Annotated in this window: 25 protein-coding genes; 20 read left to right on the forward strand and 5 right to left on the reverse strand. The window is 70.3% G+C overall.

Annotated elements, in window-relative coordinates; all coding sequences use genetic code 11:
• The first annotated feature begins 85 nt into the window (after window positions 1–85).
• The 8 genes from V8J39_RS11920 (at window position 86) to V8J39_RS11955 (ending at window position 8,062) form a co-directional block, all read left to right on the forward strand.
• Window positions 86–928 carry a S49 family peptidase gene (locus V8J39_RS11920; protein ID WP_336461098.1) on the forward strand — a complete coding sequence of 281 codons (843 nt, stop codon included), beginning with the start codon at window positions 86–88 and terminating at the stop codon, window positions 926–928.
• Window positions 928–1,089: a hypothetical protein gene (locus tag V8J39_RS11925; protein WP_336461099.1), complete on the forward strand. Its 162-nt coding sequence runs from the start codon at window positions 928–930 to the stop codon at window positions 1,087–1,089. The genes V8J39_RS11920 and V8J39_RS11925 overlap by 1 nt, the downstream gene beginning before the upstream one ends.
• Window positions 1,086–1,880, forward strand: a complete 795-nt coding sequence (locus V8J39_RS11930) for an SDR family oxidoreductase (protein ID WP_336461100.1) — start codon at window positions 1,086–1,088, stop codon at window positions 1,878–1,880. The genes V8J39_RS11925 and V8J39_RS11930 overlap by 4 nt, the downstream gene beginning before the upstream one ends.
• Before the next feature lie 299 nt (window positions 1,881–2,179).
• Window positions 2,180–4,084, forward strand: a complete 1,905-nt coding sequence (gene uvrC, locus V8J39_RS11935) for an excinuclease ABC subunit UvrC (RefSeq protein WP_336461101.1) — start codon at window positions 2,180–2,182, stop codon at window positions 4,082–4,084.
• A 330-nt stretch (window positions 4,085–4,414) separates the two neighbouring features.
• Window positions 4,415–5,437 (forward strand): LacI family DNA-binding transcriptional regulator, encoded by a 1,023-nt coding sequence (locus V8J39_RS11940; RefSeq protein WP_336461211.1) that lies wholly within the window; start codon window positions 4,415–4,417, stop codon window positions 5,435–5,437.
• A gap of 90 nt (window positions 5,438–5,527) precedes the next feature.
• Window positions 5,528–6,268: a glycosyltransferase family 2 protein gene (locus V8J39_RS11945; RefSeq protein WP_336461102.1), complete on the forward strand. Its 741-nt coding sequence runs from the start codon at window positions 5,528–5,530 to the stop codon at window positions 6,266–6,268.
• Window positions 6,265–6,570: a lipid-A-disaccharide synthase N-terminal domain-containing protein gene (locus V8J39_RS11950; RefSeq protein ID WP_336461103.1), complete on the forward strand. Its 306-nt coding sequence runs from the start codon at window positions 6,265–6,267 to the stop codon at window positions 6,568–6,570. The genes V8J39_RS11945 and V8J39_RS11950 overlap by 4 nt, the downstream gene beginning before the upstream one ends.
• Window positions 6,560–8,062, forward strand: coding sequence for an ArnT family glycosyltransferase (locus tag V8J39_RS11955; RefSeq protein ID WP_336461104.1), 1,503 nt, complete (start codon window positions 6,560–6,562; stop codon window positions 8,060–8,062). Before V8J39_RS11950 ends, V8J39_RS11955 begins: the two co-directional genes overlap by 11 nt.
• Here the strand turns inward: V8J39_RS11955 and V8J39_RS11960 are convergent.
• Window positions 8,002–9,357, reverse strand: coding sequence for a FliI/YscN family ATPase (locus V8J39_RS11960; RefSeq protein WP_336461105.1), 1,356 nt, complete (start codon window positions 9,355–9,357; stop codon window positions 8,002–8,004). The two genes, V8J39_RS11955 and V8J39_RS11960, sit on opposite strands and share 61 nt — an antisense overlap.
• 65 nt (window positions 9,358–9,422) lie before the next feature.
• On the opposite strand from V8J39_RS11960, the gene V8J39_RS11965 reads away from it, so the two are divergent.
• The 8 genes from V8J39_RS11965 to V8J39_RS12000 are packed head-to-tail and all read left to right on the forward strand — an operon-like array spanning window position 9,423 to window position 16,127.
• A complete protein-coding gene (locus V8J39_RS11965) occupies window positions 9,423–9,824 on the forward strand; it encodes a flagellar basal body rod protein FlgB (protein WP_336461106.1) in 402 nt (133 codons plus the stop codon).
• A gap of 18 nt (window positions 9,825–9,842) precedes the next feature.
• On the forward strand, window positions 9,843–10,253 hold the full coding sequence (flgC, locus tag V8J39_RS11970; RefSeq protein ID WP_336461107.1) for a flagellar basal body rod protein FlgC: 411 nt from the start codon (window positions 9,843–9,845) through the stop codon (window positions 10,251–10,253).
• A gap of 11 nt (window positions 10,254–10,264) precedes the next feature.
• Window positions 10,265–10,603 carry a flagellar hook-basal body complex protein FliE gene (locus V8J39_RS11975; RefSeq protein WP_336461108.1) on the forward strand — a complete coding sequence of 113 codons (339 nt, stop codon included), beginning with the start codon at window positions 10,265–10,267 and terminating at the stop codon, window positions 10,601–10,603.
• Window positions 10,604–10,609: 6 nt separating this feature from the next.
• On the forward strand, window positions 10,610–10,879 hold the full coding sequence (gene fliQ / locus V8J39_RS11980) for a flagellar biosynthesis protein FliQ (protein WP_336461109.1): 270 nt from the start codon (window positions 10,610–10,612) through the stop codon (window positions 10,877–10,879).
• Window positions 10,876–12,090, forward strand: coding sequence for a transglycosylase SLT domain-containing protein (locus V8J39_RS11985; RefSeq protein WP_336461110.1), 1,215 nt, complete (start codon window positions 10,876–10,878; stop codon window positions 12,088–12,090). Before fliQ ends, V8J39_RS11985 begins: the two co-directional genes overlap by 4 nt.
• Before the next feature lie 10 nt (window positions 12,091–12,100).
• Window positions 12,101–14,224, forward strand: a complete 2,124-nt coding sequence (gene flhA, locus V8J39_RS11990; protein WP_336461111.1) for a flagellar biosynthesis protein FlhA — start codon at window positions 12,101–12,103, stop codon at window positions 14,222–14,224.
• A gap of 1 nt (window position 14,225) precedes the next feature.
• Entirely contained in the window at window positions 14,226–14,981 is a 756-nt protein-coding gene (locus tag V8J39_RS11995) for a flagellar biosynthetic protein FliR (RefSeq protein ID WP_336461112.1), read from the forward strand.
• Window positions 14,982–15,002: 21 nt separating this feature from the next.
• Window positions 15,003–16,127, forward strand: coding sequence for an EscU/YscU/HrcU family type III secretion system export apparatus switch protein (locus V8J39_RS12000; RefSeq protein WP_336461113.1), 1,125 nt, complete (start codon window positions 15,003–15,005; stop codon window positions 16,125–16,127).
• Between the two features lie 22 nt (window positions 16,128–16,149).
• On the opposite strand, the gene V8J39_RS12005 is transcribed toward V8J39_RS12000, so the two are convergent.
• From V8J39_RS12005 to V8J39_RS12020, 4 genes are read right to left on the reverse strand one after another with little or no spacing between them, the layout of a single operon-like run.
• Window positions 16,150–16,776, reverse strand: coding sequence for a MotE family protein (locus V8J39_RS12005; RefSeq protein ID WP_336461114.1), 627 nt, complete (start codon window positions 16,774–16,776; stop codon window positions 16,150–16,152).
• Entirely contained in the window at window positions 16,776–17,225 is a 450-nt protein-coding gene (locus V8J39_RS12010; protein WP_336461115.1) for a flagellar motor switch protein, read from the reverse strand. Before V8J39_RS12010 ends, V8J39_RS12005 begins: the two co-directional genes overlap by 1 nt.
• Window positions 17,206–18,135: a flagellar motor switch protein FliM gene (locus tag V8J39_RS12015; protein ID WP_336461116.1), complete on the reverse strand. Its 930-nt coding sequence runs from the start codon at window positions 18,133–18,135 to the stop codon at window positions 17,206–17,208. Before V8J39_RS12015 ends, V8J39_RS12010 begins: the two co-directional genes overlap by 20 nt.
• Before the next feature lie 11 nt (window positions 18,136–18,146).
• A complete protein-coding gene (locus V8J39_RS12020; RefSeq protein WP_336461117.1) occupies window positions 18,147–18,806 on the reverse strand; it encodes a flagellar basal body-associated FliL family protein in 660 nt (219 codons plus the stop codon).
• 133 nt (window positions 18,807–18,939) lie between these two features.
• On the opposite strand from V8J39_RS12020, the gene fliF reads away from it, so the two are divergent.
• From fliF to fliP, 4 genes are read left to right on the forward strand one after another with little or no spacing between them, the layout of a single operon-like run.
• Window positions 18,940–20,667 carry a flagellar basal-body MS-ring/collar protein FliF gene (fliF, locus tag V8J39_RS12025; protein ID WP_336461118.1) on the forward strand — a complete coding sequence of 576 codons (1,728 nt, stop codon included), beginning with the start codon at window positions 18,940–18,942 and terminating at the stop codon, window positions 20,665–20,667.
• Window positions 20,668–20,669: 2 nt separating this feature from the next.
• Complete coding sequence (locus tag V8J39_RS12030) at window positions 20,670–21,347, forward strand: FliH/SctL family protein (protein ID WP_336461119.1); 678 nt, start codon at window positions 20,670–20,672, stop codon at window positions 21,345–21,347.
• The gene (gene fliN, locus V8J39_RS12035; protein ID WP_442902584.1) at window positions 21,340–21,747 is read left to right on the forward strand and encodes a flagellar motor switch protein FliN; all 408 of its coding nucleotides are present in this window, start codon (window positions 21,340–21,342) and stop codon (window positions 21,745–21,747) included. Before V8J39_RS12030 ends, fliN begins: the two co-directional genes overlap by 8 nt.
• Window positions 21,747–22,589 (forward strand): flagellar type III secretion system pore protein FliP, encoded by an 843-nt coding sequence (gene fliP, locus V8J39_RS12040; protein WP_336461120.1) that lies wholly within the window; start codon window positions 21,747–21,749, stop codon window positions 22,587–22,589. Before fliN ends, fliP begins: the two co-directional genes overlap by 1 nt.
• Window positions 22,590–22,593: the final 4 nt, after the last annotated feature.

Consider the following 22,593-nt stretch of genomic DNA (forward strand, 5'->3'; position numbering starts at 1 on the left):
GGCTCGGGGGGGCCTCGCAGGCCCCCCCGACCTTCCGCCCGGCTTTCCGCTTGCCGCATCGCGAGGCGCTGCCTAGATGAGGGGCATGAAACTCAAGGTCCCGTTCCGGTCCCGTCCCCCGATCGTCCCGGTGATCCGTCTCTCGGGCGTGATCGGCGGTGGCGGCCGCCTGTCCCCGGGCCTGACGGATGCCGGCCTCGCGCCGCTGATCGAGCGCGCGTTCCGCAAGGGCAAGCCCGCCGCCGTGGCGCTGGCGATCAACTCGCCCGGCGGCTCGCCCGCGCAAAGCTCGCTGATCGGGGCGCGGATCCGCCGCCTCGGGGACGAGATGAAGGTGCCGGTGCTGGCCTTCACCGAGGATGTCGCCGCCTCGGGCGGCTACTGGCTGGCCTGCGCCGCCGACGAGATCTTCGCCGACGACACCTCGATCCTCGGCTCGATCGGCGTGATCTCGGCCAGCTTCGGCTTCCCCGAGTTCCTCGCCCGGCACGGGATCGAGCGGCGGGTGCACACCGCGGGCGGATCGAAAAGCTTCCTCGACCCGTTCCGGCCGGAAAAGCCCGACGACATCGCGCGCCTGACCGCGCTGCAGGAACAGATCCACCGCACCTTCATCGCGCATGTGCAGGCGCGGCGCGGGGCGCGGCTCGACACGACCCGCGATCTCTTCACCGGCGAGATCTTCGTCGGCGCGGCCGCGGTCGAGGCGGGACTCGCCGACGGCATCGGCCATCTGGCGCCGGTGCTCAAGGAACGCTTCGGCGACAAGGTCCGGTTGCAGCCGATGGGCCGGAAAAAGCCGATCTGGCGCCGCCTCGGCGTGGGGCCCGCGGGCGGCGGCGCGGCGGCGGACATCGCGGCGCAGGTCACGGCAGAGGCACTGGGCGCGGTCGAGGACCGGGCGCACTGGGCGCGGTTCGGGCTTTGATGATCAAGGTCATCTCCCTGTTCCTGATCGCCATGCTGGTCATCGGCATGTTCGGGGCGTTCCGCGTGCGCGGGCAGCGCTGCCGGCGCTGCGGCCGCCCGCTGGTGGCCCGGCACGGCGAGGCCTGCCGCTGCAAGACGCAAGGAACGGGGACGAGATGAGCACGGGCGACGGCGTGGGCAAGGCACTGGTGACGGGGGCGGGCGCGCGGCTCGGCCGGGCGATGGCGCTGCATCTGGCGCGCCGTGGCCACGACGTGGCGGTGCATTACGCCGGGTCTTCGGCGGCGGCCCAGGAGGTGGTGGCCGAGGCGCGGGCGCTGGGCGTGCGCGCCGAGGCGCTGCAGGCCGATCTTCTGGACGAGGCCGCGGCCGCGGCGCTCGTCGGCCGCGCGGCGACTGCGCTGGGCGGGCCGCTCACGGTGCTCGTCAACAACGCCTCGATCTTCGAGCATGACGACATCGCCAGTGCGACCATGGCCAGCTGGGAGCGCCACATCGGCTCGAACCTGCGCGCGCCGTTCCAGTTGATCCAGGCCTTCGCCGCCCAGGCCCCCGCCGCCGGCACCGCGGACGGCGAGCCGGTGGCGACCGGTCTCGTGGTCAACATGGTCGACCAGCGGGTGCTGAAGCCCACGCCCGAATTCGTCACCTACTCGATCGGCAAGGCGGGGCTGTGGTGGCTGACCCAGACCGCGGCCCAGGGCCTCGCGCCGCGGATCCGGGTCAATGCGATCGGCCCCGGCCCGACGCTGAAGGGCGCGCGGCAGTCGCCCGAGCACTTCGCCGCGCAGCGCGCGGCGGTGCTGCTGCAGCGGGGCGCCGACCCCGACGACATCTGCGCCGCGCTGGATTACCTGCTCGCCGCGAAGGCGGTCACGGGGCAGCTGATCTGCGTTGACGGGGGGCAGCATCTGGCCTGGCGGACACCCGACGTCCTGGGGGTCGAGTGACCCCGCGGCAGGGGGCGCGCGGCAAGTTATGCACCTGCCCAAAATCCGTCACGCAGCCGTGATGGAACTTTAATGAAATCAACGTTTTGCCGCTGATGAAAAATAATATCGTTTATCATCAGTAAGTTAAAAAACAGCCCAAACTTTGGGCGAACCGATCCGAGAGCCCGAAAACAAGGGGAATTGCGCGAAGCCGGAAGTTTGTCTCCAGACTTATCCACAGAAACGGTGGAGAGTTTCCGCCTTGCCTCGGGGGCTTCGGCATTGCAGCGAGACCGAGAATCGTTGAGCCAGCAACCATGACCCATCCAAGCGATCCGAACCTGCATCCGGAGGCTGACAAGGGCCCCGCCGCGGCCGCCGAAACCGGCCACGCGGTGATCGCGCGCGAGGTCCGCAAGCTGGATGGCTCGCCCGGCGTCTACCGGATGCTGAACGCGAAGAACGAGGTGCTGTATGTCGGCAAGGCGCGCAACCTGAAGGCGCGGGTGTCGAACTATGCCCGGCCCTCGGGGCATTCGGGGCGCATCGCGCGCATGATCCGCGAGACCGCCTCGATGATGTTCCTGACCACGCGCACCGAGACCGAGGCGCTGCTGCTCGAACAGAACCTGATCAAGCAGCTCAAACCCCGCTACAACGTGCTTCTGCGCGACGACAAGTCGTTCCCGAACATCCTCGTCAGCCACGAGACCGCGTTTCCCCAGATCAAGAAGCACCGCGGCGCGAAGAAGGAGAAGGGCGAGTACTACGGCCCCTTCGCCAGCGCGGGCGCCGTGAACCGGACGCTGAACCAGTTGCAGAAGGTGTTCCTGCTCAGGAACTGCTCGGACGCGATGTTCGCCAGCCGCACGCGGCCGTGCCTGCTCTACCAGATCAAGCGCTGCTCGGCCCCCTGCACCGGCCTGATCGGCGAGTCCGAGTACGGCGCGCTGGTCGCCGATGCCGAGCGCTTCCTCCAGGGCCGCTCGACCACCGTGCAGGAGGAGCTGGCGGCGCAGATGGCCGCGGCCTCCGAGGCGATGGAGTTCGAACGCGCGGCGGCGATCCGCGACCGGATCCGGGCGCTGACCAACGTGCAGCAGGCGCAGGGCATCAACCCGCGCGGCGTGGCCGAGGCCGACGTGGTGGCGCTGCACATGGAAGGCGGGCAGGCCTGCGTGCAGGTGTTCTTCATCCGCGCCAACCAGAACTGGGGCAACCACGACTTCTACCCCCGCACCGGCTCGGGCGCCGACGAGGCCGAGGTGCTCGAGGCGTTCCTCGCGCAGTTCTACGACGACAAGCAGCCGCCACGGCTGATCCTGCTCAGCCATGCGATCGAGGACGAGGACCTGACGGTCGCGCTTCTGTCCGAGCGCGCGGGCCGCCGGGTCGAACTTGCCGTGCCGCAGCGGGGCGAGAAGGCCGAGCTGGTCGAGAACGCGGCCCGCAACGCCCGCGAGAGCCTCGCGCGGCGGATGAGCGAGAGCGCGACGCAGATCCGCCTGCTCGAGGGGCTGGCCGAGGCCTTCGGGCTCGACGGCCCGCCGCAGCGGATCGAGATCTACGACAACTCGCACAACCAGGGCACCGACGCCGTCGGCGGCATGGTCGTCGCGGGGCCCGAGGGCTTCGTGAAATCGCAGTACCGCAAGTTCAACATCCGCGGGACCGACATCACGCCGGGCGATGACTTCGGCATGATGAAGGAGGTGCTGACCCGCCGTTTCCAGCGCCTGCTGAAAGAGGACCCCGACCGCCAGACCGAGGCCTGGCCGGACCTGCTGCTGATCGACGGCGGCGCGGGCCAGGTCTCGGCGGTGCAGTCGATCCTCGAGGATCTGGGGGTCGAGGACGTGGCGATGATCGGCGTGGCCAAGGGCATCGACCGCGATCACGGCAAGGAAGAGTTCCACCGCACCGGCCGCCAGCCCTTCGCGCTGCGCCACGACGACCCCGTGCTCTACTTCGTGCAGCGCCTGCGCGACGAGGCGCACCGCTGGGCGATCGGCGCGCATCGCACCAAGCGCGCCAAGCATGTGGGCGCGACTCCGCTCGACGACATTCCCGGCGTCGGCGCCGCGCGCAAGCGGGCGCTGCTGGCGCATTTCGGCTCGGCCAAGGCGGTGGCGCGCGCGGGCCTGTCGGACCTCAAGGCCGCCCCGGGCATTTCCGAGACCATGGCGCAGGCGATCCACGACCACTTCAACGCCAGAGGCTGACGCCCCCGTCCAGCTTTCGCGTTGGTCGAAATATCCCGGGGTCCGGGGCAGCGCCCCGGTCCGACGCCCGCCTCTTGCGCGAAGACGATGGGAAAGGGGTGGGGGGGAGCGAATTTGGCCCACCGCTCCCCCATTCGCGCCACCGGCACCGGAGATCCGGAGCTTGCATCGCCGGTGATGCGATCCAGTGGTGCCGGGGGGGAACGACTGTCGCCCCCTTGGCACCGTTAGCGTTAACATATGCTGTGCGCATCGCTTGCGCAAGGATTTCCTTTCGCAGTAATCAGGTGTCAACCGAGGAGCGAGGACGCGCGAGTGAGTACGCCAACCATGCCGACCGATCCGCGCCGACCGCTGACGCTGCGCGACGTGTCCGAAGCCTCGGGCGTGTCCGAGATGACCGTGAGCCGGGTGCTTCGAAACCGCGGCGACGTCTCGGACGCCACCCGCGAGCGGGTGCTGGCCGCGGCGAAGTCGCTGGGCTACGTGCCCAACAAGATCGCGGGCGCGCTGGCCAGCCAGCGGGTGAATCTGGTGGCGGTGATCGTGCCCTCGCTGTCGAACCTCGTGTTCCCCGACGTGCTCACCGGCATCTCGCGCACGCTCGAGGATACCGGGCTGCAACCGGTCTTCGGCGTCACGAACTACCGCCCCGAGCGCGAGGAGGCTGTCCTTTACGAGATGCTCAGCTGGCGCCCGACCGGGGTGATCATCGCCGGGCTCGAGCATTCCGAGGCCGCGCGGGCGATGATGATGAACGCGGGCATCCCGATCGTCGAGATCATGGATGTCGACGGCGAGCCGATCGACAGCGTCGTCGGCATCTCGCATTTCCGCGCCGGGCACGAGATGGCCAAGGCGATCGTCGCGGCGGGATATCGCCGCATCGGCTTCCTCGGCACGAAGATGCCGCTCGACCATCGCGCCCGCAAGCGGATGGAGGGGTTCGAGCGCGGGCTCGCCGAGGCGGGGCTGAAGCTTCAGGACCGCGAGTTCTACGAGGGCGGCTCGGCGCTGGCCAAGGGCCGCGAGATGACCGCGGGGATGATGGCGCGCAGCCCGGATCTGGATTTCCTTTACTATTCCAACGACATGATCGGCGCGGGCGGCCTGCTGTGGTGCCTTGAACAGGGCATCGACGTGCCGGGCCGGCTGGGGCTTGCCGGGTTCAACGGCGTCGACCTTCTGGAGGGGCTGCCGCGGCGGCTGGCGACGATGGATGCCTGCCGGCACGAGATCGGGCGGCGCGCGGCGAAGCTGGTCGCGGGCCAGAGCGAGACGGGTCTGGTGGGCGGCGAGCGGGTCGAGCTGACGCCCACGCTCGACATGGGCGACACGATCCGCAGGCGATGATCGGCGCGGGTGCCCGCACCGATGGACATTCGCGCATGGCTGGGGCATTAACCGCCGCGATCCAGAGCATGCGAAGCAGGGGGCGACGGGATGACCGACGTATCCATCGTGATCCCGATGAAGAACGAGGAAGGCAATGTCGCCAACCTGCTGGCCGAGATCCAGCAGGCCTGCGCGTCCGGCCCGTCCTTCGAGATCATCGTCGTCGATGACGGCTCGACCGACCGCACGGGCGAGATCGTGGCCGACCTGTCGAAAACGATGCCGAACCTGCGGCTGCTGCGCCATCCCGCGTCCGGCGGGCAGTCGGCGGCGGTGCATTCCGGCGTGACCGCGGCGCGCGGCCACATCTGCGCGACGCTCGACGGCGACGGGCAGAACCCGCCCTCGGAACTGCCGCGGCTGATGGCGCCCCTGCTCGAGGACCCGGCCGGGCGGATCGGCCTTGTCGCCGGCCAGCGCGTCGGCCGGCAGGACACCGCGTCGAAGCGCTATGCCTCGAAGGCGGCGAACGCGCTGCGGGCGCGGATGCTGCACGACGACACCCGCGACACCGGCTGCGGGCTGAAGGCGTTCCGGCGCGAGGCCTTCCTGTCGCTGCCGTTCTTCAACCACATGCACCGCTACCTGCCGGCGCTGTTCATCCGTGACGGCTGGCGCGTGGCCCATGTCGACGTCAGCCACCGCGAACGGCAGTCGGGGTCGTCGAACTACAGCAACTTCCAGCGCGCGATGGTCGGCGTCTACGACCTGATCGGCGTGGCCTGGCTGATCAAGCGGCGCAAGACCGCCCGCGCGACCGAGGTCAGGCTGCCCGGGTCCCCGCGATGAAGGACCTGCTGTTCGAGGCGCTGAACATCGATCACTGGGGCGAGTTCTGGTGGATCGTCATCGGCCTGCTGGGGCAGGCGATGTTCACGGGCCGCTTCCTCGTGCAGTGGCTCGCCTCTGAGAAGGCGCGCAAGTCGGTGGTGCCGGTCGCGTTCTGGTGGTTCTCGATCGGTGGCGGCCTGATCCTGCTGGCCTATGCCGTCGCGCGCCACGACCCGGTGTTCATCATCGGTCAGGCCACGGGCCTGTTCATCTACATCCGCAACCTCTGGCTCATCCGGGCCGAGCGCCGTGCGGGCTGACCGCAGCCTCTGGATCGCGCCCGCACTGGTCTTTCTGGCGGCGCTGACGGCGCTGCGGCTGGTCACCCTGGCGCTGACGCCGATCGACCTGTTCGTCGACGAGGCGCAGTACTGGCTGTGGGGGCAGAACCTCGCCTTCGGCTATTACTCGAAGCCGCCGCTGGTCGGCTGGGTGATCCGCGCGACCACGGCGCTGGGCGGCGACGGCACGTTCTGGGTCCGGCTCGCGGCGCCGCTGCTGCACGCGGCGACCGCGCTGATCCTTGGCGGGCTGACCGCGCGGCTGGCGGGGCCGCGCGCCGCGCTTTTCGTCGCGATCAGCTATGCCACGCTGCCGATGGTGGCGCTGTCGTCGATCCTGATCTCGACCGACACGGTGATGTTCCCGTTCCTCGGGCTCGCGCTCTGGGCCTGGGTGATCGCGGCCGGGCGCGGCGGCGTCGGGCCGGCGGTCTGCGCGGGGCTCGCGCTGGGGCTGGGGCTGATGGCGAAATACGCCGCCATCTACGTCCTTGGCGGTTTCGTCCTGCTGCAGGCCCTGGTGCCCGCGCTGCGGCTGGGGGCGCGGCAGTGGCTGGGCTTCGGCCTCGCGCTGCTGGCGACGGTCGCGCCGAACCTGCTGTGGAACGCCGCGCACGGTTTCTCGACCTTCGAGCACACGCTCGACAATGCCGACTGGGTCCGCGATCCCGAGGACCGGATCGCGCTGTCGCCGGCCCGGGCGGCCGGCTTCCTGCTGGCGCAGTTCGGCGTCTTCGGCCCGGTGCTGTTCGGGGCGCTGATCGCGCTGGTGGTCTCGGTCGCGCGCGGGGCGACCGGGGCGCCGCAGCGCTGGCTGCTGGCCTTCGTGCTGCCCGCGATCGCGGTGGTGACGGCGCAGGCCTTCCTGTCGGGGGCCTATGCGAACTGGGCGGCCTCGGCCTATCTGGCCGCCACCGTCGCGCTGGTGCCCTGGCTGATGGGCCGGGCGCGGGTCTGGCTGGTGGTGTCGCTCGCGCTCAACACGGCGCTGGCGGTGGCGCTGGCGGTCGGCACGATCTTCGCCGACCGGATGCCGGGGCTTTACGCGCGCTACCTCGGTCGGGCCGAGGTCAGCCACCGCATCCTCGAGACCGCGCGCCAGCAGCAACTGCAGACCGTGGTGGCCGCGGATCGCGGCCTGCTGGCCGACCTGTTCTACACCGGGCGCGACAGCGGCCTGCTGCTGCGCGCCCGCCCCGAGGCCGGACGCCCGAGCAGCCATTACGCGCTGAGCTATCCGCTCGAGCCCGGCATCGCCGGCGACGTCCTTTATGCTGACCGGTCGGACGATCCGCCCGCCTGCCCGGACCGGGCGGTCGAGGTGGGCGTCTTCACCCCCTCGGCGGGCGCCTGGGCCGGCGACGACATCCACATGTACCGGGTGCCGGCCGACTGCCTTGCCGTCGTGGCTCAGGCGGGCGGCCTCTCGGGCAGCTCGACCGGCACGCCGGCGCCGCGCAGCAACCCGTAAAGCGCCGCGAAGGCCTCGGCCGAGCCGGTGGCCTCGCCCTTGCGCTGGCTCAGGAACCGCTCGGCCGGATCGGCGAAGGCCAGCGCCTGGTCGGTCTCGGGATCGGTGCCGGGGCGGTAGGCGCCGATGCGGATCAGGTCCTCCATGTCGGCGAAGCGCGCCATCGCCCGGCGCGCCGCCTCCATGATGGCGTAGTCCTGCGCCGAGTGGCAGCCGGGCAGCATCCGGCTGAGCGAGCGCTGCAGGTTCACCGCCGGGTAGCGCCCGCGTTCGGCGATCCGGCGTTCGAGCACCACGTGGCCGTCGGTGATCCCGCGCACGGCGTCGGCGATCGGCTCGTTGTGGTCGTCGCCGTCGACGAGCACGGTGAACAGCGCGGTGATGTCGCCCGCGCCCCGAGGGCCGGGGCCCGCGCGTTCCAGCAGGCGCGGCAGCTCGGCGAAGACGGTCGGCGGATAGCCCTTCGCGGTCGGCGGCTCGCCCGCCGACAGGCCGATCTCGCGCTGCGCCATCGCGAAGCGGGTGACGCTGTCGATCATCAGCAGCACCTGCTTGCCACGGTCGCGGAAATGCTCGGCCACCGCGGTGGCGGTCCAGGCCGCCTGCCGGCGCATCAGCGGCGGCTCGTCCCCGGTCGCGGCGATGACCACGGCGCGCGCCATGCCCTCGGGGCCGAGGTCCTCCTCGATGAAGTCCTGCAGCTCGCGCCCGCGCTCGCCGACGAGGCCGATCACGATCACCTCGGCATCGGTCTGGCGCGCCAGCATCGCCATCAGCGTCGACTTGCCCACGCCCGAGCCGGCGAAGACCCCCATCCGCTGGCCCCGGCAGATCGGCGCGAAGATGTCGAGCGCGCGGATCCCGGTCTCCAGCCGCGCGCCGACCCGGCGGCGGCCGAAGGCGGGGGGCGGGGCGGCCCGCACCGGGCGCAGCGCGGTCCCCTCGAAGAACCGCGCCGGGTCGAAGGGCCGGCCGAGCGCGTCCAGCACATGGCCGATCCAGGTGTCGTCGGGCGCCAGCATCGCCGGGCCCAGCAGCTCGACCCCGTCGCCGATCGCGACGCCGTCCCAGTCGCCGAACGGCAGCACGCTGAGCCGGCCGTCGGCGATCGCCACGACCTCGCCCTCGACCGGCCCGCGCCGGCCATGCACGCGCACCCGGTCGCCGAGCCCCGCCGCACGGTCGAGCCCCGCCGCCGACAGCGTCATGCCGCCGACCGCCGCCACGCGCCCCTCAATCCTTGCCTCGGGCAGGGAGCGCAATTGAGAGGTCAACCCGGAAAAGATCGTGTGCATGAATTAACTCTATCAATCCTTGGAGCACATGCTATGTATTGCAAGGATAGTTCGAGGCGGACAAGATGAAACTGGATGAGATGTCGTTTTTCCGGCTCGCATCGCAGCGGCTGGACTGGTTGAGCGGGCGGCAGCGGGTGCTGGCCGAGAACATCGCCAATGCCGACACGCCCGACTATCGCGCCAAGGATGTCCAGAGTTTCGAGAGCTTCCTCGAGGACGGCGCCGCCGAGAGCGCGCGGCAGGCCGAGGCCGGGGCCGATCCCTCCAGCCTGCTGGGTCCGCGGCGCGAGGTCGAGGATGCCGAGACCGAGGCCGCCTGGGGCGAGAGCTTCGACGGCAACAACGTCACGCTCGAGCAGCAGACGATGCTGTCGAGCGAGACCGCGGGCCAGTACCGGCTGGCCGCGAGGCTGTACCGCAAGGGCTATGAACTTCTGACCGTCGCCGCGACGGGCAACCGCTGAGGCTGAGGAGGCTGCACCATGGATCCGCTGAGCTCTATCGGGAAGATCGCGTCGAGCGGGCTGCGCGCCCAGAGCGAGCGGCTGCGGGTCGTGGCCGAGAACGTCGCCAACGCCGATTCCACCGGTGACGCGCCCGGCGCCGATCCCTACCGGCGCAAGACCATCAGCTTCGAGGAGATGGTCAACGACGCCACCGGCGACAGCGAGGTCGACGTGTCCGAGATCGGGCGCGACCGGACCGAGTTCACCCTGACCTATGATCCCGCCCACCCGGCGGCGAATGCCGAGGGCTACGTGAAGATGCCCAACGTCAATCCGCTGATGGAGATGGGCGACATGCGCGAGGCCTCGCGCAGCTATGAGGCCAACCTGAACATGATGGAAACGGCACGGCAGATGCGCCAGCAGATCATCGATCTGCTCGGCTGAGGGTGAACGGAATGGTCGAGATCACGAACACGTCTATCATCGCCTCGTCGGCGGCGCGGGCCTACCGCGGCGGCCAGGCGATGGGCGGCTCGGAAGAGCTGCTGCCGCTGGTGGCCCCGGCCGAGAGCCAGCCGCAAAGCTTCGCCGATGTCCTGCGCGAGACCGCCGAGCAGGCCGTGCGCACCGTGCAGGAGGGCGATGTGGCCGCCCGCGCGGGCATGGTCGGCGCGATGCCGACCCAGCAGGTCGTCGAGGCGACGATGGCGCTGGAATCGACCGTGCGCACCACGGTCGCCGTCCGCGACCGGCTGGTCGAGGCCTATCAGGAAATCATGCGGATGCAGATCTGACGGATCATGAACGAGGCCGATGTCTTCACGATGCTGCGTGACACGATCCTGGCGGTGCTGATCGCCTCGGGTCCCGTTCTCGCGCTCGCGCTCATCGTCGGCCTGGTCATCGCCTTCTTCCAGGCGCTGACCCAGATCCAGGAGATGACGCTGACCTTCGTGCCGAAGATCGTCGCGATCTTCCTTGGCATCGTCGCCTCGCTGCCGTTCATCTACGCCACGCTGACCGGGTTGTCGGACCGGGTGTTCGACCTGATCGGGCGGGGCGGGCCATGAGGGCGGCGGCGATCGCCCTGCTGGCCGTCATGGCCCAGCCGGTGCTGCCCGCCGCGGCCCAGGGATGGGGCGGCGGGCTGTTCGCGTTTCCGGCCGGGGATGCCGGTACTGGCGACGATACTGGCGACGGCATGGGCGACGCGACGACGCTGGCCCCGGCCGGGGTGCCCGGCGCGGCGCCGCTGCCGGCCGCCCGGGCGCCGGCCTCGGCCTTCGGCGGCGAGGGCGCGCGCCCCGAGCCCGGCAACGGCCGCGCCGGCACCCCGGCCTATGACTTCGAGACCGACGTCGCGGGCGAGGACGGCGCCTGCCTGCGCGAGATCCTGACGGCACAGACCCGCTACGGCATCCCCAACAACCTGCTTCTGGCGCTGGGGCTGCAGGAGGCGGGGTTCAACCGCCGCTCGGGGCTGACGGTCTGGCCCTGGTCGGTCAATGCGGCGGGCGAGGGCCGGGTGTTCAAGAGCCGCGACGCCGCGCTGTCGTGGGTGCGCGCGCGGCAGGCCGCCGGGATCACCTCGATCGACGTCGGCTGCATGCAGATCAACCAGAAATGGCACCCCGAAGCCTTCACCACGCTGGAAGAGGGCTTCGATCCCCGCCGCAACGTCGATTATGCCGCCCGCTTCCTGCTGTCGCTGCACGAACGCACCGGCGACTGGCTGCAGGCGGCCGGATCCTACCATTCGTTTAACCCCGGGCCGCGCTCAGTCTATCTCGCCTCTCTCAGGAAAAACCTCGAGGTCGCGAACGCCCGGATCGAGCAGTTCTATGCCAAGGCCGAGAGCGCGGGCCTGACGCAGATGATGCTGGCCTCGGCCGAAACCGGCAGCGCCGACTGGGGCAGCGCCGACTGGGATGGCGCGGACCGGGGCGGCGATGGCGCCGCGCGCGGCCGGCCGATCGCCAACGTGCCGATCGGCAGCTATCGCCCGAACCCCGACGCCCCGCCGATCGCGGTGTTCAACCCGCTGCCGCGCCGCCCGGGCGCGTCCCCCGCGCGGACCCGCGTGGCCGCGGCCGAGCCCGACGCGCCCTTCGTGCCGCCCACGGGCCCGTTCTGGAGCGCGGGCATCAGCCAGCAGGACGCGGCCGTGCTTGCCGATGCCAGCGGCCAGAATGCCGACGCGGTCGCGGCCTCGGTGCGCCGGTCGATCTACAGTTCGCAGGATCTCGAGCCGATCCTGCCCAACTTCACCCCCGTGTTCTGAGGCTCTCCCGATGGCCGCCCAGCCCCGCCGCATCGCCTCCAGCCGCCCGGTCGCAGCGCTCGGCTCGTCCGCGCAGTTCCGCCGCGGCCTGAACCTTGGTCTCGCCAACCGCGACATCGCCTTCGCCGTCGGAGTCTGCCTCATCCTCGGCATGCTGTTCGTGCCGCTGCCGACGGTGCTCTTGGACTTCGGGCTGGCGGTGTCGCTGGCGCTGTCGGTGCTGGTGCTGATGGTCGCGCTGTGGATCCCGCGGCCGCTGGATTTCAACAGCTTCCCGACGCTGCTGCTGGTCGTGACCATGCTGCGCCTGGCGCTGAACGTCTCGTCGACCCGGCTGATCCTCAGCCAGGGCCACACCGGCACCCAGGCCGCGGGCGACGTGATCCAGGGCTTCTCGCGCTTCGTCGTCGGCGGCGACTTCCTGATCGGCGTGGTGATCTTCGCGATCCTCGTCGTGATCAACTTCATCGTCATCACCAAGGGCTCGACCCGGATCGCAGAGGTCTCGGCGCGGTTCTCGCTCGACGCGATGCCGGGCAAGCAGATGGCGATCGACGCCGACCTGGGCGCCGGCCTGATCGACGAGGAAGAGGCCAAGAAGCGCCGCAAGGATCTGGCGGACGAAAGCGCCTTCTTCGGGGCGATGGACGGTGCGTCGAAATTCGTGCGCGGCGATGCGGTCGCGGGGATCATCATCACGATGATCAACGTCATCGGCGGCATCCTGATCGGGCTGTTCTCGCATGGGCTGTCGCTGAGCCAGGCGGCGAACAACTACACGGTGCTGACCATCGGCGACGGCCTGGTCACGCAGGTGCCCGCGCTGATCGTCTCGCTGGCCGCGGGCATGATCGTGACCAAGGGCGGCACCGAGGGCGCGACGAACGAGGCGCTGTTCCAGCAGCTCTCGACCTTCCCCAAGGCGCTCTACATGGCGGCGGCGCTGCTTCTGGGGCTGGGCCTGCTGCCGGGCTTCCCGTTCCTGGTGTTCCTGCTGCTGGCCGCGATCATGGCCGCGCTGGGCCGCGTGGTCGAGACGCAGGCCGCCGAGCGCGAGCGGGCGGCCGCGGCCGAGACCGTGAAGAAGGACGAACCCGCGGCCGAGTCGCCCAAGGACCTGCTGAAGGTCGACGACCTGCGGCTGGACCTGGGCCAGACCCTCGTGCCGCTGATCGCGAGCAAGGAGGCCGCGCTGCCGGGCAAGGTGCAGTCGCTGCGCAACCTGTTCGTGCGCGATTTCGGCTTCATGCTGCCCTCGGTGCGGATCAAGGACGACCCGGCGCTGCCGGTCACCAGCTACGCGATCCTCGTGCAGGGGGTCGAGGTCGGGCGCGGCGAGATCCGGCCCCATTCGCTGCTGGTCATCGACCCGCAGGGCTCGATCAGCGACCTGCCCGGCGAGAAGACGCGCGAGCCGACCTTCGGGCTGGCCGCGATCTGGGTCGACCGGCAGCATGCCGAGCTGGCCGAGCAGCGCGGCTATACCGTCGTCGACCCCGAGAGCGTGATCACCACCCACCTGACCGAGGTGGTCAAGGACCACCTGCCCGACCTGCTGACCTACGGCGCGGTGCAGGAGCTGGTGAAGGGGCTCGACAGCGACTATCGCAAGCTGGTCGGCGAGATCCAGAACCCGAGCCCGGTGATCCTGCTGCAGCACGTGCTGCAGGCGCTTCTGGCCGAGAAGATCTCGATCCGGAACCTGCCGCTGATCACCGAGGCCGTGGCCGAGGCCGCCGCGACCTCGAAGAACGTGACCACGATCACCGAGCATGTGCGGCGCAGGCTTGCGAACCAGATCTGCCGCTCGCTCGCCGACAAGGCGGGCTATGTGCCGGTGATCGTGCTGTCGAATTCGTGGGAAAGCGAGTTCACCGCCGCGGTCAAGGGCGCGGGCGACGACAAGACCTTCCTGATGTCGCCGCAGCGGGTGCAGGAATTCATCCTGGCCGCCCGGCAGGAGATCCAGAAGTTCGCCGCCCGCGACGAGTGGCCCGCGCTGATGGTCAGCCCCGAGACGCGCAGCTTCGTGCGCTCGATGCTCGAGCGGGTGTCGCCGATGACGCAGGTGATCTCGCATTCCGAGGTGCACAGGAAGGCCTCGCTGCGCACCGTCGCGACGATCGGCCCGTGACGTGGATCCCGCGGGGATCATCAGCGCGCAGGTCTTCGGCTGGATGCTGGTCTTCGCGCGGATCGGCTCGGCGCTGATGTTCCTGCCGGGCTTCGGCGAGACGCAGATCACGATCCGCGCCCGGCTGATGTTCGGCATCATCCTGACGCTGGTGCTGTACCCGGCCTCGCCGGTGCCGGCGATGCTTCCGGGCGACGCGGTGCAGATGGCGCAGCTGATCGGGACCGAGGCGCTGATCGGGCTGTGGATCGGCAGTGTCGCGCGCACGATCCTGTCGGCGCTGGATTTCGCGGGCTATCAGGCGGGCTATGCCACCGGCCTTGCCAATGCCTTCTCGCCCTCGCTCGGCAGTTTCGAGGGGGCGACGGCGGTGGCCTCGTTCCTGCTGATGTCGGCCACGGCGCTGATCTTCGTGACGAACCTGCATCACGTGATGCTGCGCTCGCTGATGTTCTCCTACGAGGTGTTCCCCTTCGGCACGCTGATGCCGGGCGATCTGGCCGACCAGTTCGCCAAGGCGCTGGCGGGCTCGCTCTACATCGGGGTGACGCTGGCGGCGCCGTTCTTCGTGATGGGCCTGCTGATCAACCTCGGGCTTGGCCTTGCCAACCGGATGATGGCCAGCCTGCCGGTGTTCTTCGTCGCGGGCTCGGTCCTGACCGGCGCGGGCTTCCTCGTGCTTGCCTTCGCCGCGCCGGCGATGCTTCATGGCTTCCTCGATCGCCTCGCCGACTGGCTGGGCACCTTCCGGTTCTAGCACGGGGTCTGGGGCGCGCGGATGGCCGAGGGCGACGAGGACAAGGACCAGCGCAGCGAGCTTCCGACCGAGAAGCGGATGCGCGACGCGCGCGAGAAGGGCGATGTTCCGTCCTCGCGCGAGGCGGGGGCGATGATGACCGCCTTCGGGATGTTCCTGCTGATGGTCTTCGTGCTGCCCGCGACCGCGCCGCGGATCACCGGCGGGCTGGCCGCCCTGTTCGAGATGGTGGGCCAGGCCCATGTCGGCCGCGGCACCGCGGGGCTGTCCGACCTGCGCGACCTGCTGTCGGGCTATCTGCTTGCGATCGCCATCGCGGCCGCGCCGGTCTTCGGGGTGCTGATCCTCGCCGCCGCGGTCGCGGTGCTGATCCAGGGCGAGATCGTCGTCGCGGCCGAGCGCATCCGCCCCCAGCTCAGCCGGCTGTCGCCGATGGCGGGGATCGGGCGGCTGTTCTCGTGGAACACGCTGATCGAATTCGCCAAGAGCGTGACCAAGGTGCTGATCGTCGGCGCGGTGGCGGTCTGGATCGCCTGGGCCGCGATCGACCGGCTGCTGCCCGGGGTCGAGATGCTGCCCGAAAGCCTGCCGGCCTACCTGTCGGGCTATGCCGGCCGGATGCTGATCGGCTGTTCGATCTTCCTCGTGCCGGTGGCGATCCTCGACATCATCTGGAAGCGGATCCAGTGGATGCGCAAGCTGCGCATGACGCTGCAGGAGGTGAAGGACGAACGCAAGGACGCCGAAGGCAACCCCGAGATCAAGGCCAAGCGCATGCAGATCCGCCGCCGCCGGGCGCAGCAGCGCATCGCCCAGGCGGTGCCGACGGCGACGATGGTGCTGACGAACCCGACCCACTACGCGGTGGCGCTGCGCTATGACCGGGGCATCGACCCGGCGCCGGTCTGCGTGGCCAAGGGGGCGGACCTCGTCGCCGCGCGGATCCGCAAGATCGCGCATGACAACGACATCCCGGTGATCGAGAACCGCGACCTGGCGCGGGCGCTGCATGCCGCGGTCGAGGTCGACGACGTGATCCCCGAGCAGCACTGGCAGGCGGTGGCCGAGCTGGTGAGCTTCGTGATCGACCTGCGCCGCCGGATCCGGCGCCGCCCGCCCGCCGGGTCCGAACTGCGCGACGACTGAGCGGCGCCGCGCGCCCGGGCCGTCAGGGCACGCGCACCTGCACCGGCCGCTGGTCGCCCGGCATCTTCGAGCGCTCCATGATGATCTTCGAGATCGCGCGCACCCGGTCGGGCTTCATCTTGGCCATGATCCGTGCGGCGCTGCGCTCGTCCATCTCGGCCAGCGTCAGCACCGACACCTCGAGGTCGAGCTCGTTCATGATCGTGGCGGCGTCGTTGGGCTTCATGCCCTTGTACAGCGCGACCAGCTTGTCGAGATCCTCGATTCGCTGCGCCGAGGCACGGTCCAGCAGCGCCTGCACGGTGGCGCGCAGCTCCTCGAGCTGGGCGGTCTCGGTCTTGATCGATTCATGCGCCAGATCGGTCTCGGCGGCGCGGGTCGCGATCTCGGCCTTCTGCTTGTCCAGAAGAACCCGCTCGCGGTCGATCGCGGCCAGAAGCTCGGCCGGGGCGTCGCAGCCCGCGACCTGCGTCGGCAGCGGCACCTCGGCGCTGCCCGCGGGCAGCTCGGCCAGCGCGGGCATCGCGGGTTCGGGCGCGGCGAAGGCGGCAAAGCTCGTGTCGCCGCCAAGCGCCAGCAGCCCGAAGCCGAGCTTGGCCGCGCACAGGACCGCGAGACCGCCGCCGAGAAGGACCGCGCCGCGCGCCATCAGACCGCCCGGCTGCGCGAGGTTTCGAAGAAGCTGCGCACGAGATCGGCCTTGTCGGCGCCCAGCTGCATCAGCCCTGCCGTGGCGGCCGCCGCGATCGGCGCCGCGGCGCCGGCGCCGGTGCCGCGACCGCGGCGCGAGGCGAAGGTCGCGTCGCCCTCGGCCATCACGCGGGCCGCGGCGGGCATCGCCACCTGCGCCGGCGCGACCGGCGCGGCGGCGGTCATCCGCGGCTCGACCCGCTGGGCGGCGGTGGTCTCGGCGGCGGTCTTCAGCTCTTTCACCGATTCCTCGGACTTGTCGACCGCGGCCGAGAACGCCCGCACCATCGGTTCAAGCTCGTGCAGCACGGCCATCAGCCGCGAGACGCGGCGCGAGATCATCCAGCCGTAGACCAGCGCGGCGCCCAGAAGGACGACGATGACGGCATCAATCGCGAGCGAGATCATGGAGGGCCTCCTTCGAAGGGGTCAGGTCTTTGGTGATGCGCAGCGCGACAGAGCCGTTCTGGCGCCGCCCGGTGGCGCCGCGGAACACGGGCTCGCCGCTGCAGAAGACGGTGGCCTCGTGGTCGAGGCCGACATGCAGGTCGATCGTCGTGCCGGCCTTCCAGCCCAGCACCTCGGTCAGCGGCACCTCGATCTCGTGCAGGACCGAGGTCAGCTTGACCGAGGATTGCGAGATCCGCTCCTGGATGTGGTCGCGCCAGCCCTGGTCGGCGCCAAGCCGGTCGCCGAAGAACACCTTGGCCAGCAGCGGCCGGATCGGCTCGACCGCGTGGTGCGGCAGCAGGATCGACAGCCGGCCGTGGGTGTCGCCGAGGCGGACGTTGAAGCTGGCCAGCACGCAGGGGCTGATCGGCTTCGAGATCGAGGCAAGCTGGGGCGACCCCTCCATCCGCTCGACGCTGAAGACGACCTCGGCCACCTGCCGGAAGCTCGAGCCAAGCTCGCGCAGCATCAGCTCGGCCAGCGTCTGGCCGATCCGCCGCTCGATCGCGGTGAAGCCGCGGCTGGTCTTGGCCGTCGGCGTGTTGCCGTGGCCGCCCAGCATGATCTCGAGCGCGGAATACAGGAAGTCGCCATCCATCCCGACCGCGAAGGCGCCGTCCCAGCTCTCTTCGTGGGCGATCGCCAGCAGGCAGTTTTCGGGCAGCTCGCGCAGGGCGCCGGCATAGGTGGTCGAGATCAGCTTGGTCATCTCGACATCGGCGACGGTGGCCGTGAACGACTTCAGCGCCGCCGCATAGGCCAGCGCGAACCGCTCGAAGATGACGTCGAGCATCGGCAGACGCTCGAAATTCGTCATCGACATCGCGATGATCTGTTCCTCGATCGCCTCGCTTCTGGGATCGCGCATCGCCATCGCCCCTATTGCACCACCAGGTCGCGGATCAGCACTTCGCGCGGGACATCCGCCCCCATCACCGCCTTGGCGCGCTTCAGCAGCTCGGCCTTCACCGTCGCGAAGCCCAGCGAGCCGTCGAGGTCGCGGGTGGTGATCTGGCGCAGATAGTCGAGGAACACGTCGCGCAGGTGCGGGATCGAGGCGTCGATGCCCGAGGGTGCGGCCTCGCCGCCGCCATGGCCGCCCCCGGCGGCCTCGGGCGCCTCGCCCGCGTGCCGCTCGAGCGCGTCGGCATCGTAGGACAGCGTCATGCTGATCCGGATCAGCCGGTCGACCGGCGCGCCGGTCGGCGTGAAGCCGCGGATGTTCAGCGTCATGTCCTGAAGCTCGTAGAGCGCCTCGGCGCCGGGCTCGGCCGGCTCGGCCGCGCCGTGGCCCTCGGCGGCATGCTCCTCGCCGCCCTCGGCCGGCGCCTCGCCATGGCCGTCCTCGGCCGCGGTCTCGGTCGTGTCGCCGTCGCGCATGAACAGCGCGAAATACAGCCCGCCGCCACCGGCCAGCAGCGAGACCGCGATCACCGCGATCAGGATCAGCTTGCGCCGCCCGGTTCCCGCAGGCGCGGCCCCGGCCGCCGCGGGCGCGGCGTCGGCACCCTTGCGGGCAGAGGCGGGGGCTTTCGACATGACCAGATCCGGCTGCAAGAAGAAACAAGATGATTATCTGGCAATGTTGCAAGTATAGCAAGATTTTCTTTGCTTGATACGGGCGGGTGTCGTAAGAATTGTTCATGAAACGGAAGCATTGACAGAGGGCCGTGTGAACCAGCTTCTCGCCAACCTGCGGGCGCTTGGGCGCGGACGCCTTCTCACGCTGGGCGGCGTGGGCCTCGGCGTCGTGCTGGCGGCGCTGTTCGGCCTGTCGACGGTGATGACGCCCGAGTACCGCGCGCTCTACACCGGGCTGTCGGCGACGGATGCCAGCCGCATGGTCACCTCGCTGGAGCAGGCGGGGTTCTCTGTCCGCGTTTCGGATGACGGCTCGGTCGTCAGCGTGCCCGAGGGCGACCTGCCGCGGGCGCGCATGGCCGTGGCCGAGACCGGGCTTCCGGACCAGGGCATGCCGGGGTGGGAGCTGTTCGACCAGACCTCGGGCCTCGGGATGAACAGCTTCCTGCAGAACGTGAACCGCCTGCGCGCGATGGAGGGCGAGCTTGCCCGCTCGATCCAGACGCTGGACGGGGTGGAAAGCGCCCGCGTCCACCTGGTGCTGCCCGAGCGCGAGGCCTTCACCCGCGACCTGCCCGAGCCCTCGGCCTCGGTCGTGATCCGCACCGCGCGCGGGGCCGACCTGTCGCGGCGCGAGGCGCTGGCGATCCGCAACCTCGTGGCCTCGGCGGTGCCGGGCCTTTCGGGCACCCGCGTGACCGTGCTGTCGGCGACCGGCGAGACGATCCTGGCCGAGGATGGCGCGGACGGCACCGAGGCCGGGCTGGAAGGCAAGCGCGCGCAGCTTGAAGACCGCATGGCGCGCAACATCGAGCAGATCCTCACCGCCCGCGTCGGCGCCGGCAATGCCCGGGTGCAGGTCTCGGTCGAGCTGAGCCCCGAACGCCAGGTGGTCGTCGCGCAGACCTACGATCCCGATCAGCAGGTCGTGCGCTCGACCACGACGCAGGAAGACCAGCAGCAGGGCCAGGAGGCGCAGGGCGCCGTGGGCGTGCAGGGCAACCTGCCGCCGGCACTGGCACCGAATTCCGGCCAGAACACCAATTCGAACAGCCGCGCCCGCACGCAGGAAAGCACCAGCTACGAGATCGGCAACACCCGCCGCGAGACGGTGACCGAGGCCGGCTCGATCCGGCGCATCACCGTGGCGGTGCTGGTCAACGGCATCTTCGAGATCCAGGACGGCGGCGACAGCCAGTATGCCGAGCGCAGCCCCGAGGAACTTCAGCGCCTGACGCAGCTGGTGCAGTCGGCGGTAGGCTATGACGAGGCCCGCGGCGACCGGGTCTCGGTCGACAGCCTGCGGTTCATGGACTACTCGATGGGGCTGGGCGAGCCCGAGCGGCTGACGCTGGGCCAGCAGCTGCTGGCCTCGCTGCCCGCGGCGCTGCGCTGGCTGTTCGCGCTGTCGATCGTGGCGGTGGTGCTGTTCTTCGGCGTGCGCCCGGCGCTGAACCGGATCCGCGCCGAGGGCGAGGCCGCGGCGGCGCTCGCCGGTCCCTCCGGCGCCGCGCCCGAGGGGCTGCCCGGCGGTGCGCCGGGCGTCACCGGCGAGACGCTCGGCGCGGCCGAGGACATGGGCCAGATCGCGGGCGGGCAGCGGCCCGGCGCGATCCCGGGCCAGCGCGGCCCGATCGGCCTGCGTCGCCTCGACCCGGTCGAGATCGAGGCCGAGGACGCCGATTTCGTTCATCTCGCGCCCGGCGGGCTGCGGCCCGGCCATCTCAAGGACCGGCTGGCGGCCATGGCGCAGGTGATCGACGAAGAACCTGAGGCGGCGCTGCGGATGCTGCGCGGCTGGCTGGCGCAGAGGGCATGACGATGGCGGCCAAGGGCGTTTTCCTGCGCAATTTCGACGAAGAGATCGAGGCCGAGCGCCGGGCCCAGGACCTGTCGCTCGCGCAGCGCTTCACCGAGGACGAGATGGCCGAGGCGGTGGCCGAGGCCCGCGCCGAGGCCTTCGCCGAGGGCCGCGCGATCGGCAAGCTCGACGGGATCGAAGAGACCCAGGCGACGCTGGCCGCCCGTCAGGTCGAGGTGCTGGCCGCGATGATCGGCCCGCTGCGCGAGATCGCCGAGCGCACGGGCGAACATCATGCCGCGCTCGAGACCCAGGTGACGGATTTCGCGCTGTCGGTCTGCGAGCGGGTGTTCCCGGAATTCCTCGCCACCCGCTCGGTCGCGGCCGCCCGCACCGAGGTGCGCCGCGCGCTGGCGCTGGCGCTTGGCAAGCCCGCGGTGAAGATCCGCCTCTCGCCCACCAGCCACGCGATCCTCGCCTCCGAGATCCGCGACCTCGTCGAGGGCGAGCCGGGCGCCCGGCACGTCGATCTCGCGCCCGACGCGAAGCTGGGCGACGGCGATGTCGAGGTCGCCTGGGACGACGGCTTCATGAGCTATGGCTACGCGCAGGTCTGCGCGCGCATCCTTTCCGCCCTGCGCCAGGTCGCGGGCGGTTCGCAACCGCAACAGAAGATCGGGACCGATAGCGATGACTGACCCCGTTCCGCCCGGCGGCAACGACACCCCGCCCGGCGCCGCCTCCGACCCTCAGCGCGAGACCCTGCGCGACAGCGGCGTGCTTGGCGCGATGATCGGCGACGATCCGAACGCGCTGACGCCGCGCTCGCCCACCGCCGAGGCCGGGCACAACATCAACGCGATGCTGAACGTCAGCCTGAATGTGCAGATCGTGCTGGGCCAGGCGCGGATGCCGATCGCGCAGCTGCTGACGCTGTCGCGCGGGTCGGTGATCGAACTCGACAAGCGCATCGGCGAGCCGGTGGACGTGATGATCAACGACCGCCTCGTCGCCCGCGGCGACCTCGTCAAGGTCGGCGAGAACCGGATCGGCGTGACGCTGACCGAGATCGTCAAGGACTACGTGTCGGACCTGTGATGGCGCGGCCCTCCTCCCGCCTGATGCGCCCGCTGCTGCTCTCGGCCCTGGCCGGAGGGCTGGTGGCGCTTGGGGCGGGCATGGCGCTGGCGCAGGATGTCGCGCTGCCGCCATCGGGGGGCGACCTGCTGGGCAGCCTGTCGCAGGCGCTTGACGGGCTGACGCAGGGCGCGGGCGGGGCGGCGGGCGGCAGCCAGACGCTTTCGGGCCGGATCCTGCAGCTGATCGCGGTGATGACGGTGATCTCGATCGCGCCGGGGCTGCTGGTCGTGATGACCAGCTTCACCCGCTTCGTGATCGTCTTCTCGATGCTGCGCTCGGCGCTGGGGCTGAACCAGACCCCGCCGAACATGGTGCTGTCGGCGCTGGCGCTGTTCATGACCATCTACGTCATGCAGCCGGTGTTCGACGATGCCTGGTCGAACGGCCTGCAGCCGCTGCTCGAGGGCACCGAGACCGAGCAGCAGGCGCTGCCGGCGATCGCGGCGCCGTTCCACGCCTTCATGGCCGCCAACACCCGCGAGCTGGACATGCGCCTGTTCCTGAACCTGACCGAGGCGGACCAGCCGATGCCCGAGGACCTGTCCGAGGTGCGCTGGTCGGTGCTGGTGCCCGCGTTCATGATCTCGGAGATGCGCCGCGCCTTCACGATCGGCTTCCTGGTCTACCTGCCCTTCATCGCCATCGACCTGATCGTCGCCTCGGTGCTGATGGCGGCGGGGATGATGATGCTGCCGCCGGTGATGATTTCCCTGCCGCTCAAGGTTATCTTCTTCGTGCTGATCGACGGCTGGTACATGCTGGCCGGATCGCTGATGCAATCCTACGCCGCCGCGACCTGACGGA

This window comes from Frigidibacter sp. MR17.24, from assembly GCF_037095655.1.
GTDB lineage: Bacteria > Pseudomonadota > Alphaproteobacteria > Rhodobacterales > Rhodobacteraceae > Frigidibacter.